We start from the raw sequence: 15,577 nt of genomic DNA, 5'->3' as shown, positions 1-15,577 counted from the left end.
GACTTTCATTCATAAGACGCTACTATCCTGAAATGGGAAACCATTAAAAAGCACCTCGTAAACAGGCCAAAAAGACCATTGCTTACTAGTTCTCTACGACATACTTCTTGTACTTTTTATAATCATCACTAACTTGCTGTGCATACTTAACTGTCCACGCAGCCATTAACTCGTCAAAATCATCCCCCGCTTCTTCAAGATAACCTTGAATTATCGGTGCAGTTGGACTATGAAAATGGCTGAAAGCCAGAAGCAATGCACAGACTTCTGTATAAAGTTTATATCCTTGCCATCCCATTTTTTCAAGATCAAATGAACCTTTCATATCTCTGAATTGCCGCACATAATAACTGCGTTGTCCAACATTCATACTTCCTAAAAATGGATCTGAGGCAGACTGCATTATTTTCTGTGCCTTAATGATCCGATTACCTTCACCTATTTCTCTATGAAGATCAATATCCAGTTTCAGTGGAATAAATGAATCTCTCGTAGGCAAGGCCTCTTTAACTTGAAGGACCAAGTGGCTGCTATCATTGGCAGTCAATAATAATAGGTAACAGCGGGTACCAAAACTACCCACACCCACGCTATGTCGAATAACATCTGTAATCCGATATTGCATCAGCAAAACTTTAATCCTTTCAGGAACTGTTGTGCGATAGTCTTTAAATGCAACGGTAAATTTTTGCATTTGTTTCTTAGAAACATGAACAGACCGTGGGGTATCTTCAATAAAGACTCGCTCCCCATTAGAATTCAGCATTGTAAATTTTTTGAGCACCTTGCCCAGATCATTTTTAGTTGCCTTCCCAATAATATCTGCTAGCGGTTTTTCAAAATCACCATCGGTCTGTTCACGCACAGTTTCTGCTAGCAATCTAACTTTAGGCGAAAGATGAAAGCGTTCCATCAGATTCATTGATCCTGCTTGAGCAATAGCCGCGCGATACGCCGCAGTGACTTTCCCGAGTAACTTCCGTAATTTCTTATCTTTAAATCCATTATCCCTGCCTGCTAGGTATACACTAACAAGCAAACGACGTAGGTCGCTTTCCCAGTTGCCGATCCTAGCTTCATCAAAATCATTAAGATCAAACAGCAACTGTCGTTCCGGTGAAGCATAAAAACCATAGTTTCCAATATGTGCATCACCACAAAGCAAAACTGGAATATTACTATGAATCTGTGCAGCTAAATCAAAATCCATCAAACCAGCTGTCCCGCGATAAAATGAAAATGAATTTTTCAGCATTCGTTCTCGTCGCAATGGCAAAAGCTCGGAAATTAGATTCTTTTCAACAGACTTAATAATATTAACAGCATTTCTTTTAACGTCTTGATAAGCAGTCAATTTCTCACTCGGTACTGCCTGATACTTCTTTCTGCCGATTTCAATTAATTCTTCTTTTGTCTTTGAAACATTTATTTGATCAATATCCAAGATCTTTTTTTCAATCATGCGTACCACTCCTCGTATTTTACTACCTTTGATTATGCCTGAGCAGACCGCATTGACGTTGATTTTATCTTCAACAACTTCCAGCGCTAATTAATGTTTTAACTAAACCTAGAACAGCATGTTTGGATGCACCCTAAGCAGCCATCGCTCGATAACCGTTCTTACCGGCTTAAGAGTCCACAATAATTTTGCCTTTTTTCCCTTTAGCTTTAAGAAACCTGGCATAGTGCTTGCCTGTCAAATAAAAGCCGCGAGTATTGACTTCCCATTTTTTAAAAATCTGAAATCTTAGAATTGTCAATTCAATCATCTTCAAGCTTTTTCTAACCAGTGGCTTAGCTATCAAAGGCTGACAGAATATCTATAGCTGATTGACAACTGAGTGGTCGTTGATTCGAAACATCTTGGAAAACTCGAATTCCAACCAATGCCACTTAACGTATGGAACGGCCTTTGGAAATAAATTCTCGAATAAATTGTTTTCAGTTTTCATTAACTTCACGCTCCCACGGTAAATATGGGTGGTCAAAATAAGTCGTTGTGTCCGTTGCTTTTGACAAGTCCGCAAATTTAGAACTGTAGTCTTTAACGATACTTTTGAGTGCTTAACAGCAAGTATCCGCATGGTCATTGTCAAATTTTATCGATGGTCCCATGACAGCTTTTTCGTTCGACTAAAGTCATGATGGTAAATTCACTAATGACCTACTTACCTTTAAACAAACCATCTTATCAGTGACCGATTTCAGTTCAAGTGTTGGTGTCAGTTGATCGGTCTTCAATAGATTTGGACACATTGATTCATGTACGGGGAATACTTAAGACGTGCAAGACGAAGCTATAACAACCAAGGATCACCCCCGCATACGCGGGGAATACATTCAGACTTTCAGCACACACAAGAACATTACAGGATCACCCCCGCATACGCGGGGAATACTTATCAATTTTTGCTAAGCAATCACTACTTAGAGGATCACCCCCGCATACGCGGGGAATACTGATTTGCCCCTTGCAACACAATCAGCATTTCAGGATCACCCCCGCATACGCGGGGAATACGAGGCAAGAAGAGGTGCCAAAGCAGCAGAGCTAGGATCACCCCCGCATACGCGGGGAATACTGAAAGTTGGTGTTATGAATGGCAGGCGGTGGCGGGATCACCCCCGCATACGCGGGGAATACCGATAATAATACCAAAAAGAATGATTAGCTTTGGGATCACCCCCGCATACGCGGGGAATACTAACTGGATGGGTAACTACTTTGCTTGATTATAGGATCACCCCCGCATACGCGGGGAATACCTCGATCCAGATATGGTTAAAGATGATGGAACAGGATCACCCCCGCATACGCGGGGAATACTGTGTGGGCGCTTCTTGTGGAACGTTTGAAGCTAGGATCACCCCCGCATACGCGGGGAATACTCATTCCACTAACTGCCGAGGAACGACCAGTATGGATCACCCCCGCATACGCGGGGAATACCGGGAATACTAAATGGTGCAACTGTAGACGTTAGGATCACCCCCGCATACGCGGGGAATACTAAAAGATTTACTTCAAAGAGCCATTGGGGAAGGGATCACCCCCGCATACGCGGGGAATACAATTTCTTCAGCAGGGTAGACCATGTCTTCATAGGGATCACCCCCGCATACGCGGGGAATACCAATACTAACTTTGAAATAATCTGCCAGCTTTAGGATCACCCCCGCATACGCGGGGAATACTGGTTGGATCTTGGCAAATTGTTCTTCCATTTGGGATCACCCCCGCATACGCGGGGAATACCCACCAATTGCGCCACCTACTATTTCGCTGTTGGGATCACCCCCGCATACGCGGGGAATACACTAAATTAATCCCGTTAGACCGGCATCTTTAAATGTTCAAATTCTGTTTTTTTATGAGTTGTATCGCCAATTCAAGTGTTGCTTTTGCATCTGAATCCGCACGATGAGGATGACGATTTGAAATTTTATAGTCTTCTAAAACCGTCTTGAGACGATAATTATCCAAAAACTTATTTGTCTTTTTAATCACAGGCATTAAGTCAACTATTTTATTTGATAAACAAGGTTCTTGAATGTCTTTATATCCCCTTTCCAAGAAAGCTTCATCAAAATGAACGTTATAACCTACTATCGGTAGACTTCCAATAAATTTTTTCAATTGGACTAGTGCCACTCTAAGATCCACACCTTCGTCTGACAAAATCGTGGAAGTTAAACCCGTCAAATCAGATATCTTTTTGGGTACTATGGTATTCGACTTAATCAAAGAATAAAAACAACTGTTTTTTTTAGCTGCACCAATAGCAATTATTTGATCTTTCGTAACATCTAGACCTGTTGTTTCAATATCTAGCGATACAACTGACTCGCTTAAAACTTTCTCCAATTTATCCGTTACTTCTAGCCTCTTATGTGACATTACTTTAGCTTTATGAAGTTTTGCTGCATCGCTAAAGCCATGTTTAACTGCCTTATTGGGTACAACCAAATGCATCATTAATGGGATTCCATCATAATCTATCACATCACGGTCTGAACGAGTTGTTTTAAACGTATATCCGAGCTCGTTGTTCGTGTTATAAGCCATTGTTGCTTGCCCATTCCCAATATCGCGCATTATTCTATCCCATAGTCCATCACGAATTTTAGCACTAACATTGCCAACATAAACACCGGTTTGAATTTCTTGACACCATTTGGTTAAATCACCCCGAAGAGAGTTAGGAACTTTAGTTAAAGTAATCACTATCATACCGATTCATCCTCTTCAATCTCATGATATTGAACACCCATCTTTTGTAACCCAAGCTTATCATCCCAAAGGCTTAGAGACTCAACATTTTCTTCCAAATTTGCTTCACCTAGAAGATATTTTAAATCTACAACCATTTGAGATAAAAGATTTCCATCTTTAAAAGCATCTCGCATTGCTAAGCGTGTTTTAGCGGCAATATTCTTATCATTACCGAACTTTGCTGTCATTTTAAAAGCAATTGGAATTGAATATTTTGCTTTATATAAATCTGCAAAATCATACACAAAAGATAAATCGTGTCCCGTGTGCACAAACCCCAATCCTGCTGAGGCACCTAGAGCAGAAATAACGCTGTAACTTAATCCATAGAGAGCTTGATGTGCTGCAGTCAATGCCTTATTGATTGGTGTACCTGCATTAAAATCATCTGGATTATATTCTCTACGTGACCAGTCTACTTTCGATTTCTTCGACTGCTCCCGATAAACTCGACGAACTCTTGCCCCCTCTTTTCCTCTTAACTCTTGCATAGATAAATCAGAGACGTCCTCGCCCTTAAAACGCATTTGATACATTTTCCGTGCAACTGCTATTCGGGTCTTTGAATTGCAAACTAATCTTGCTTGAGCTTCTAACAGTGTTGAAGCATGATTTAATGGACGACCATAAGCATACTGTCTTACACCATATTCGCCGACCCAAATGACGCCCATACCTGATGTGCCAATCAATTCCATGGCACGGTGAGTTACGTCAACACCCGGCCCAAGCATTAAAACACTGACAACTGCCGCCGGAACACACACTGTTCCCCTGCTATCTATTGCAATGATAGCGCTATCTTGACGATTTAATTTTGCATGCTCTAAATAAAGAAAAGTCAGTCGGTCTCTTACCCGCCCCAATTCAGACCGCTCAGGTTTCTTTGCACCTATTTTCTTACCCATTGCTTACACCTCGGTAATCACTGTCATTAATCCCATACCGAAAGCCTTTTCTCGGCCTAATCCCTTGATAAGGGTTTCCTTAAATACAGTTACATCCCGAACTTGTAACAAACCTTCAAATGTTACGCGGCTCAATCTCATAACGTGTCCCTTTTCACGATACAGAACTGGATGATCACGACAGACGATATCAAAAGCAAAACCATCATCATCACCTTCACTATTCAACAAGCGTTGACGAATAAGTTTAAATCCCGCTTTTTCAGACCTTTCATTTAACCATTGGCGCTGTTGTTTAACAGTAATGTGTGGATACACTCGTCCACGTTTTTTACCTGGTTGCAAAACAGAATAGCTTGGATTAGCAGTTAATCTAAATCGCATTATTTCACCAATTTTAATTGCATCCAAAAATCGATTGTAAGATTTGATTTTAACAGTGCCTGAAACACCATATTTTTCCAATTGCCCTTCATCCGGCTGATTTTCACTTAATACTAGCAAATAATTTTTACCTGCTAACTGATCAAGCCGCCACAGATGACGCTTTCGTTCACCGAGGTTGATTTCATCTGGAAAACTTTGTTCAACCCAATTATGATAAGCGCCCAAATGTGTTAGATCCTTAATTTTTTGTCGATTTTTAGTTGCTATTTCGACCCTTGATAAGTACATAGAGCGACCCCTCTCTAGAGAAAATTCATAACATCATGGTTAGTATCTACTGTTTGTTTTTTAAACTTATCATTGTTGAGTTGAACCTGCGTGCGTGAAACAGCTCGAAATCCAATTTGCCGATACTGCTGGTCAAGCGAAATAACACGGTCTTTTACTAACTCAGGCCTCACTTTAGAATCCGGTAATAGCTCAGCATCTGCAATCATCTCAAGACTGACAGACTCTTTTTTAGTTTTTTTACGAAACCACTTAGATGCCTGCCACTTAAAATCCTTCAAAACTTGAACTGGATTTTGATGGTTAATTAAATGTAGTTGAAGCGGCCCAGCCGGAGCATTGGCCCGACGACCAAAAAACAACTGGAACTTTGGGTGTCGAAGTGCTGTTCGTAAGGTGTCAATTAATTGATCGTCCTCACTCCCAATTGCTACTACAAAAATAGCATCCTGCAAATAATCACGATAGGTTATTTTTCGCGTACTGAGTTTCCATTCAACAGTTTGATAATCAGTCATTGTTTGACCAGGTTGATCAATGCGGACTGCAAACTTTAACGTATTAAGATCAGCAATTCGTGAATCATTACGCCGGTAACCCATTGCTGCTGATAGCATTCCGATAACAGCACTTTTGGAAGGATATTTCCAAGTAGTCCGACGGGCAAATGTAGCTTCATTGCCAAAAGATTGCAAAGGTGCATTTAATTTAATCGTTAACGTCTTCATTTTGTATCGCCTCTTTAAGTCCATCAGTAACTCGTTGCAACAACTCTGATAAATTAGCAACCCTTACACCGGTATTCGTTTCAAATTTGCTCAGAACAACATTTAATTCTGGCTTATCAAGATACTGCCCACTTATCTCAAATTCTTTTTCAAATCTTTCAATAGATTTTTTAAGATAACCATTCTTTGATTTTACTGGTTCTTCAAAAGCAGAAACTAAATTAACTGACGTGTCAGTACGAAGGTTAATCATGGCATAACTAGGTAACGTTTTATTAGCAAATGTATTCTGCTTTCCTGATGGCATCGTCAACAGAAATTCTTTAATAAAAGCGACTGCACCAATTATTGCACTATCTATATCCATATTATGTATCAGTTCATTTACATTCACATTTGCGTAGCGATAGAGGGTTGATGAGTTAAATTCTAAGCTACCAAGCATTGCAGCCCCGGCATTAGTCTTAGGTTGTAAATCATCTAGAGCAGTAAAGTAATCATATTCTGGAACAACTTCATGCGTAGAGATAGCATGCGCTACTTGAGTAGAAGCGTCGACATTTAATTCTGGATTATCGGCTACCATACGTCCAAATAATGCAAGATCGAGAGATTGGTCACTCTTTAAAACTTTTTTAATTTCTTTCTTGCTTAGATCAGCATTGCTGAGTGCATATCGAGCTAATTTTTCAATTTGACCGCGGCTAACTAGAAGCAGTGCACCCGTCTCATTTGTTTTCTTATCAATTTTGACACCCGCAGCTTTGAAGACTTCAATTGCCATTTTGAGTGCATCTTTATCACCTAGGTCCTCATCTAATTTCATCAACTGGTCAATTAATAATTGAGCAGCTTCTTTTGTCCGAACACCAGCTGTTACATCTTCAGCTTTAAATCCTTGACGAACTGCGCGCTTCCAACTCTGTGAGGAAACCCGCGCTCGAGTTACACCACCATACAATGCAGTTTTAGGTGCACCTGTATCGTCACGGTTGAGGTTTGAAGAAGGTACAGTCTGTAAAACATGTAAGTCAATGTATAAATTTGGAGTAATCATTAATTTTTCTTCCCTTCAGATTGTGTTTTTCTGGATTTACTATTACTAATTGAATAAAAATATTGGCGTCCCCAATTCAATCGGACTCGATTAGCCTGTTCGTAGCTCATTTGAAAATGAAAAAGATCATCTGCCAAACGAGCGTAATCAATTTTACATGTTCGTTGACTAACTTTAAGAATGGCAACCAAATGTGTAAGTGAATTAATAACACTATTAACATTCGTTGTCGCAAGCAGTAGCTGTACCCGCCTGTCTAACGCAGCTCTAGCATCGTCACTTTGTCGTAAACTAGCTAAAGCCGCGAATAACGAAATGCCCTCTGACTTCTCATTATTGTATTGATTAAACGATGGTGAATAAACACAAGTATCGGTGCTTTGTTGATGAATCGCATATAGTCGGACTGCCGCATAGGTCGCTATTTCCGCATATGTTGGTTCACCATTTTGACTCAACATTGGCTTCTGCAGTTCTGCCATCATTATTGGCCAAACTGATTGTGCTTGTGGGCTTACCATAGATACGGCGTGTCTCGCACTTGCAAGAACTGCTTTATTGATATTCCCATTCCTGTACAAATTACAAAGGATATTATTAACAGAGATAACAATTGAATTTCTCATATATTTGACCACTCTTCCTAGAGGTTTAAATGTCGTTTCAAGTTATACCTCAAATCATTATTTGACGTAAAAATGTTCTGAATAACTGACTTATCCTTCCTAATAGCCGTAATACCTTTAATATCTCTTGAAGTACTTGAATTCATAAATTCTTCTGCCGACCGTAATACAATTTTTTTTAAAGTTCGTTGCCACTCAAGCTCTTTCTCATCACGATTGTCATCGTTTGATAATCCTGCTAGCCATTGTTTAAATGGTTCATTTAATCGATCATAGAACTTAGCGCTGTACTGGCTCGCAAATTGACGAGAATCAAGATTTCGAATCTGACCCATATTTACAACAAATTGCCAATAATCTTTACCAATTTGTTGTGTCAGATCAATAATATTTTCAATTCGTTCAGGCCAACGATGTGTCCCTTCAGTATCAAATAATACCTCCACTTTAACAACCAAATCATCAGCTATTTCTGCGACAGGCGCCTGAGATGTAGCATTACCGTCACTTACCAAAACAGCAGTTGCTAGATTTAGTCGTCGATTTGATGCTAGCATGCCCTTTTTCTCCAGGATGTGTAACCATGAAACTATTCCAGGTTCATGAGGTGTACTCTTGTCAACATTGACATATTGACCAAAATTGCGCCACATTGCAATCCCCAGAGAACGAGTACTTTTTACAGCTGGCTTAAAATCTTCTGTGCCTCCTTGTAAATCTGGTTTCCAAGTCGTCATCGGTTCAACAAAAGCATTTTTGTTGCTAAACATTGGCAATCCTGCACTGAAAATAGTTGGCTGATTTTGCTCATCCCATTCAATATGCAACACTCGTGACCATGCAGTATACAGTCCTGCTAAATCATCTGGTAAAACTAATTTTTTGCGGTTTGCTACATAGTCTTGGAGATTTTCGTATTCCCAAACTGGTTTTTGAGCAACATATTCTTTTTTAGTAAATAAAATAAGGTTTAGCATTAGAGTTTCAAATAAGGTAGCTCCATTTGCAAAAACCGGATTTAATTTATACAGCCATCCTGATGGTGTCGAAAATTTTTCATTGGTGTCAACCTTTGTTTTGTCAGTTACGCCAGTAAAATTTTGATACATAATCAACCAGCGTACTAATTCATCTAACAAAACTTGATTTTTTTTGCCATCCGTTTTGGGTGTGAAAATATCTGGTGTATTATTACTTTCTGAAATAAGGCGGTTGATTTGTTTAACTGAAACTGTACCAGAGCCCGTCGCAACCTTCTTCTTTTCAGATACCACAGCATCATACTCATCCGCTGTCACCTGATAAAAAGGCTGCTCACCAAATAAATCAAACCGTTTTTGGTGTCGTTTTAAATACTGAGTCACAATTTTTGAAAAATGGCCTTGCTGAAATAGTTGTTGCCAAGTTTCTTGCAAATCGCTTTGGTCATAGTCGTCCTCATCAACTGAATTGATTATTTTTAAGGTCTCTGTATCAATTTCCAGCCACTCGTATCCTACGCCGTCAGCGTCAACTCTTGAATAAACAGTTGTCAAAATTGCTAATAAAAAGCGTAAGATAGCTAAATCTTGTGACCGCATTTCCCCTGCTAGTCGTCTATAATGCTGTGCGTTCTCAAATAGTTCAGTAAGGGATACTTCTTTATCTTGATTTGTTGTTTTATCAATCACTTTAATCCATGGGTCGGTAACTAAATTAAAGACTTGATTATTCATCTTCATCCTCCTTTTCATAACTTAAGCCTAGTATTGGGGAATAATGTAGTTTCCAGCCATTCAATTCTCCTGAAAAATTTTTATCAAGAATCAACGCTAATGCCCCTCTTAACCAACAACTATCTTGCCAATCCGAAAAATAATGACTTGTCTGTGTTTCAAGTTGAGAAATCACTTGGTCTATTTTGTAATTTGGCGTAATAGCTGCTGGAATTTGGACAACTTGCTGGGCAATTTTAATAGGTGAACATTCTCTTAAATTTTGCCCGTCCATCAAAAAATCGCCCGTTTCAAGATGTTGAATTAAGATAACTTCTAATGTCTCCTGAATATCACGGACAGCGGCAGCTGCTTTCCGCTCGTCAGTATCAACATGGTTCTGTCCTCGGCTTAACCAACCATGAATCGTCATGTCATCGTCCATCGCGGATACCGCTAAATTAGGATCATTAATTTGAAAAACCTCTGCTTTTTTCTCTTCGCGTTGTAAGTCAGTATCAAACTTATCTCGTGCCTCAGTTAATTGTTCAACTTCCCTATCTGTATTATTGTCATAAACATTTTGCACCAAACTTGAAATATCATTTGGTAACTGAATTTTATCACTTAAAAAATGGTCTGTCTTCATTAAAAGATACTTTTCATATATCGATTCATTTCCAGAACCATAATCGCCGAATTCATTAATCCCCATAACATAGAGCCGTGGTTGTTTTAACATCCTAGGTCGTTTGATACGGTGTCGATGTAGACGCCCTGCCCGTTGAAGCAAAAGATCCATTGGTGCAACGTCAGTGAACAGGACATCAAAATCAATATCTAATGATTGCTCCAAAATCTGTGTCCCAATCACAATCATTTTATGTGGCCGGTCAGCATTCTTTCCGATAGTCCTTTCAAGTGTCTTCTCAAGGAGCACACGATCCGTTGCTAAAAATGCCGAGTGCAGCACCATTAACCTAACATCGTCCGGTACCAATTTGGCCAATACCTGCGCATGTTTAACAGTATTAACGATAATACCTGCAATACCACCACCACGTATTCTTTGCAAAACGATTTGAATTACTTCTGTATCAGCCACTTGAAGTCTTTTCACTTGGAGTTCGACAGACTTCTGATTATTTTGATCATTAAAATCAGTTATTTGCTTAATTTCTTTATCATCAAGAATACTAAGTAAGGGGTACGCCCGCTGGTTCTGCCATCCAATTGGAGCAATAACGTTCTTTTTAAAATGTTTTCCATATTTTCCCTTGTAATAGGCTTTTAACAGTGCGTTGCGCTTTAATTTGGGAAGGGTTGCAGATAAAATTACCAAAGGAACGTGATACGCCCCTAGCCACTCGATTGCTTTGTATAGATATTGATTCATATAACTATCATATGCATGGACTTCATCAATAATGACAACTTTATCGCTAAATCCCAGATGCCTTAAGAAGAGATGTTTTTGTTTAAGCCCCATCAGGAGCAAATTATCGATAGTACCAACGGTGAATTTAGTTAAGATTGACTTTTTACCCGAAAACCAATTATTGATAACTACCGCACCTTCATCATCTATGTTAGACGCATTAGGGATTTGTCGATAATCCTCATTGAATTCAGCTTTACCATGCATTAACTTAATAGCGAAGTTCTCATCTTGCATTTTAGCCAATACTTCCAGCCAATCCTCCACTCTTGCAAACATTGCGTTCGTTGTTGCTTGAGTTGGCAATCCCATAAATAAGCCATCTTGTCCAGTTTTAAACGCTAATTGCTCGGCAGCTAAAAGAGCGATTTCAGTTTTTCCTAAACCCATAGGGGCTTCTATAATCACTACACCAGGATCATTTGTATCAGCTATCGCTTTTGTCATAATCTGTTGCACTGGTCGTGCATCAAATCCCCAATACTTCCTATAAGGGTCATCTTTGGTATCGATCTGATCTGGTACCCATTCTCCCGTCTGATACCACGCCATCATGGCACTTCTAAATCGCTTTTTCATATCTAACTCTACAAAAGTTTGATCAATACTAATCAGTGGAAATAGCGGTACTGCGGTCTCATTTCCTAAATATTCACTTGAAGCAAGCCAATCGGCCATGATAAGCAGACCTTCTAATAGAACAGCCTCAGGTTGATTAATGTCTGGGATTTCATCGACTGATTCGTAGCCAGATAAATTCAATCCATACTTAAAAAGAGTCTTCTGCACTTGTTCCCAATTTTCCTGAATTTTCTTATCTGCAAAGCTTTTTCCAACATCCCTTTGTAAGTAATTTGCAGTATAAGTTGCAATCTGTTTGTCCTGTGGGCTTTCCTCTGGTTTACCATGATGGGCACCAATGATTGCAGTAATTGATTCAGGAACACCTTCACGGTCTAAAATAGCTTCTCCTGCGCGTGCATGCTGAGATTCCTGAGGTGCTGCTAAAATTAACTCATCTAATCCTGTAAAACCGTTTTTAACGAGTTTTTCCAATAGTTCAATATCTAATTCACTATCACCATCAAAAGATCTTTTCACTTGAAACACAGGTGTTGCTTTACCAATATCGTGGATAAACCCAAGAAATTTAACCAGTTTTTCAATATTTTCCTCACTTGACCGTTGTGCAAGTAGTTGTCTTTGCCCTTCACTAAACCAGTGGTTAAAAAGCCAGTTGATAGTATTTTGCGTGTCGAGTAAATGTGCAATTAATGGTAACCAATAATGTTCACCTTCTTTGGAACGCTTTTTGGCCCACAGAGTCGTCACCTGTCTTGATAAAGAAATCAAAAATCATCACCTGCATATGTAAATTTATTTCATGTAATTATTATATATTAATTAGCATAGTCAAGGCCATAGTTCTGTGTAAAATACACTAAGATTTTTAAAAGTTTCTTACCAATCAAACTTAATATAATTTCTTATAGAGTTGAGCCATTTTTTGACCATAAGTTCTAGCTATTCAATTAGGGTAGGAACGAAAAAATTCGATACTAACTTTCCACAGAGTTCTTCAACAATTTTAGAAGCTTTGCGCGTATAGACACTTGAAACATACATTTCAAGCATAGAATTCAGTAAATCTTCCTCATTTCGCAGGTACCTCTCAAACAGCGTTCGAGAAAACTTGCCATCGCATGTTCTAGGTACTTAAAAAAGAGTGTACACACGCGTCCGTAAACGCTCAATTATTGTACAACCATCTCATTTACTCTAGACAATTTCCAATCATTCATAATCAGTGACTTAAATATATTTATTCAACTTTAAAAGTTCATTTATCTTTTACACACTTATATAGACGTTGGCAGCGGCCAACAATTATTTATTAGTTTACATAGCCTAAAAAAGAATGACATCATAATTGCTGATATGAATGGTGATTGGAAAACAGATAATAGCAACAGATTTTAACACTTTGTTTTTTGGGGTTTTTCGGTAATTTTTTCGTCTTATTATTTGGTTTATCCGTCTTAATTATACATTTGGTGAATTTCTCAATAACAAAATCTTTGTCGTTGAATTTTTACTGACAATTATTTCAATAATCGGCGTAACACTCTCTATTCCTACACTTATTTGACTAATGATGCTAGAGTAAGAAGGACTTCTTAAACAACGTTACTTGTGTAAAAGAGGACAACATACTTTTAGTGCCGCAATATCGCTAGTTAAATCACACTGTCAGATCTCGGAAGATACCAAGCAGATGATTATTTTACGACTTACTAAAGATCGTAGCATTACTGATATCGCGGAGAAATTTTCACCAGTAGCAGTCACTCGAGGGCTTGATTCATTAGCGGTTCAGACCAAGACAGCCTTACTTACCTTACCAACCGCTGTATTGTCATCAGATGAGTTTTATTGCCATTGATGTCGATACAAATCGGCTAGTTTCTACTTTGCCTGACCGACTTAATCGAAATATCAAAAAGCACTTTCAAAGTAACTATTCCTTGGCGGAACGCAGAAAAAATAAACAAATCAAACGCACTGCATACGGCTACAAAAACTGCTCACATTTTTACACTCAAATTAGAATTGAATTTACGATTCAAATAAAAAAAGAAAACCAATTCGAAAATGAATTGATTTTCCCATAAAATACTGTATCGTACAAAGTTAATTAAGGTAACAAAATCAAGATTTGCCAAATTAATCATAAATTGCATCGCAGAAGATCAAGGCACTTAGGTACTGTGTTTAAGTAATGCCATTAGTGCATCAATCAAATCCCCAGTTTCAAAGCTAAAAACGCTACTTGCTTAATTCATCGTCATTCCGCCAGTGACATTAACTGCCTGCCCCGTCATATAATCGGACAAATGACTGCCTAAAAACAAAACAACATTTGCAACATCCTGCGGAGTACCTGTTCTGCCTAAGGGTACTTGACTATTATCTTCAGCTTGAACTTCTTCTGGAGTCAACCCTCGTATTTTACCACCTTCGATTCTCTCTCTGTGTTTCATCCCAGTTTCGATTATGCCTGGGCAGACCGCATTGACATTGATTTTATCTTCAGCAACTTCCAGCGCTAATGTTTTAACCAAGCCTAGAACAGCATGTTTGGATGCAACATAAGCAGCCATCGCTCGATAACCGTTCTTACCGGCTTGGGAGTCGACCACAATAACTTTGCCCTTTTTCCCTTTAGCTTTAAGAAGTCTGGTATAGTGCTTGGCTGTCAAATAAAAGCCGCGAGTATTGACTTCCCAATTTCTTTGAAAATCCGAGCTCTTACTTTCTGTCAAATAATCCATCGTCGAAATTCCAGCAACATGCACCAATATATCTGGAACTAGCCCTCTGTCCTCAAGTCGTGTAAATAAATCTTCAACTTGTTCTTCATCACTGACATCCAATTTGACAGTATACAGTCTTTCTTCTAGTTCCTTGAGGTCTGCATTTTCATAAACAACATCAGCTGCAATTACTTTTGCATTCTCTGCAAGGAATGTTGTCACAACAGCCTTACCTATCCCTTGAAAACTTCCAACAACAAGAACGAGCTTATCTTCTAATTCTCTAAACATTCTAATCACCACTAAATCACATTTCGTTCAAAAGGCTCATCACTGATTCCTTCATCAAGGATTTTCTTTGACCATTCTTTAGCCGAGAATAACGAATGGTCTCGATAATTTCCACAGCTGTAAATATCAGTTCCTTGAACATCCTTCCACTCAATCTGTTCAGCAATTTCTTCTAATGCTCCTTTTAGAGCTACCGCAACCTCTGTCGTTGAGTGTTCTCCCCAAGTTATTAAGTGAAAACCTGTTCGGCAACCAAATGGCGAACAATCAATGACCCCATCGAGCCGATCCCGCAACAGCCCCGCCAATAAATGTTCTATCGTATGCAATCCCGCCGTTGGAATAGCATTTTCATTGGGCTGCACCAATCGCAGATCATAGTTGGAAATTACATCACCTCTTGTTCCTTTTTCTTGCGTTATCAACCTAACATATGGAGCTTTTACTTTTGTATGATCTAATGTGAAACTTTCTACTTTTGCCATAAATAAATCACCTTTCATTAATTAAATTATTGGTATTTCAAAATACTTGAAAATAAATGATTCTGCCCACTTACACTTTTACTAT

13 protein-coding genes, 1 pseudogene and 1 CRISPR repeat array are annotated in these 15,577 nt (G+C 38.8%); of the genes and pseudogenes, 1 reads left to right on the top strand and 13 read right to left on the bottom strand.

Translation table 11 applies throughout. From position 1 onward, the window contains the following. Positions 1-85: 85 nt before the first annotated feature. The 11 genes and pseudogenes from JCM15457_RS08315 to JCM15457_RS12665 form a co-directional block, all read right to left on the bottom strand. Positions 86-1,462 carry a DUF2252 domain-containing protein gene (locus tag JCM15457_RS08315; protein WP_034989166.1) on the bottom strand — a complete coding sequence of 459 codons (1,377 nt, stop codon included), beginning with the start codon at positions 1,460-1,462 and terminating at the stop codon, positions 86-88. A gap of 361 nt (positions 1,463-1,823) precedes the next feature. Next, complete coding sequence (locus JCM15457_RS12535) at positions 1,824-1,955, bottom strand: hypothetical protein (RefSeq protein WP_268870129.1); 132 nt, start codon at positions 1,953-1,955, stop codon at positions 1,824-1,826. Between the two features lie 358 nt (positions 1,956-2,313). After that, positions 2,314-3,320: a CRISPR direct-repeat array (repeat unit 28 nt; unit sequence GGATCACCCCCGCATACGCGGGGAATAC). 29 nt (positions 3,321-3,349) lie between these two features. Further along, positions 3,350-4,234, bottom strand: a complete 885-nt coding sequence (cas2e, locus tag JCM15457_RS08310; protein WP_034989165.1) for a type I-E CRISPR-associated endoribonuclease Cas2e — start codon at positions 4,232-4,234, stop codon at positions 3,350-3,352. Beyond that, positions 4,231-5,184 (bottom strand): type I-E CRISPR-associated endonuclease Cas1e, encoded by a 954-nt coding sequence (cas1e, locus tag JCM15457_RS08305; RefSeq protein WP_034989163.1) that lies wholly within the window; start codon positions 5,182-5,184, stop codon positions 4,231-4,233. The genes cas2e and cas1e overlap by 4 nt, the downstream gene beginning before the upstream one ends. Positions 5,185-5,187: 3 nt before the next feature. Then, positions 5,188-5,859 carry a type I-E CRISPR-associated protein Cas6/Cse3/CasE gene (gene cas6e, locus JCM15457_RS08300; RefSeq protein WP_034989160.1) on the bottom strand — a complete coding sequence of 224 codons (672 nt, stop codon included), beginning with the start codon at positions 5,857-5,859 and terminating at the stop codon, positions 5,188-5,190. 14 nt (positions 5,860-5,873) lie between these two features. Beyond that, entirely contained in the window at positions 5,874-6,587 is a 714-nt protein-coding gene (gene cas5e, locus JCM15457_RS08295; protein WP_034989157.1) for a type I-E CRISPR-associated protein Cas5/CasD, read from the bottom strand. Then, positions 6,568-7,641 carry a type I-E CRISPR-associated protein Cas7/Cse4/CasC gene (cas7e, locus tag JCM15457_RS08290; protein ID WP_034989264.1) on the bottom strand — a complete coding sequence of 358 codons (1,074 nt, stop codon included), beginning with the start codon at positions 7,639-7,641 and terminating at the stop codon, positions 6,568-6,570. The genes cas5e and cas7e overlap by 20 nt, the downstream gene beginning before the upstream one ends. A 2-nt stretch (positions 7,642-7,643) precedes the next feature. Next, complete coding sequence (casB, locus tag JCM15457_RS08285; protein ID WP_034989153.1) at positions 7,644-8,270, bottom strand: type I-E CRISPR-associated protein Cse2/CasB; 627 nt, start codon at positions 8,268-8,270, stop codon at positions 7,644-7,646. A gap of 17 nt (positions 8,271-8,287) precedes the next feature. Beyond that, positions 8,288-9,985, bottom strand: a complete 1,698-nt coding sequence (locus JCM15457_RS08280; RefSeq protein ID WP_034989150.1) for a type I-E CRISPR-associated protein Cse1/CasA — start codon at positions 9,983-9,985, stop codon at positions 8,288-8,290. Next, a complete protein-coding gene (gene cas3, locus JCM15457_RS08275; protein WP_152537298.1) occupies positions 9,978-12,755 on the bottom strand; it encodes a CRISPR-associated helicase Cas3' in 2,778 nt (925 codons plus the stop codon). Before cas3 ends, JCM15457_RS08280 begins: the two co-directional genes overlap by 8 nt. Positions 12,756-12,929: 174 nt before the next feature. Beyond that, positions 12,930-13,118, bottom strand: a pseudogene (locus JCM15457_RS12665) (transposase); the annotation flags it as partial. A gap of 304 nt (positions 13,119-13,422) precedes the next feature. Between JCM15457_RS12665 and JCM15457_RS12660 the strand changes: the two are divergent. Continuing rightward, a complete protein-coding gene (locus JCM15457_RS12660; RefSeq protein WP_152537303.1) occupies positions 13,423-13,551 on the top strand; it encodes a YibE/F family protein in 129 nt (42 codons plus the stop codon). Positions 13,552-14,236: 685 nt separating this feature from the next. Here the strand turns inward: JCM15457_RS12660 and JCM15457_RS08265 are convergent. Both JCM15457_RS08265 and JCM15457_RS08260 read right to left on the bottom strand, forming a co-directional pair. After that, a complete protein-coding gene (locus JCM15457_RS08265) occupies positions 14,237-15,007 on the bottom strand; it encodes an SDR family NAD(P)-dependent oxidoreductase (protein ID WP_034989145.1) in 771 nt (256 codons plus the stop codon). A gap of 11 nt (positions 15,008-15,018) precedes the next feature. Next, positions 15,019-15,492 carry an S-ribosylhomocysteine lyase gene (locus tag JCM15457_RS08260; RefSeq protein WP_034989144.1) on the bottom strand — a complete coding sequence of 158 codons (474 nt, stop codon included), beginning with the start codon at positions 15,490-15,492 and terminating at the stop codon, positions 15,019-15,021. Between the last annotated feature and the right edge of the window lie 85 nt (positions 15,493-15,577).

This window comes from Liquorilactobacillus sucicola DSM 21376 = JCM 15457 (genome assembly GCF_000612445.1).
In the GTDB taxonomy this organism is placed as follows: Bacteria; Bacillota; Bacilli; order Lactobacillales; family Lactobacillaceae; genus Liquorilactobacillus; species Liquorilactobacillus sucicola.
Note: the sequence above shows the minus strand (reverse complement) of the source record. Positions and strands in the feature narration are given on the sequence as shown.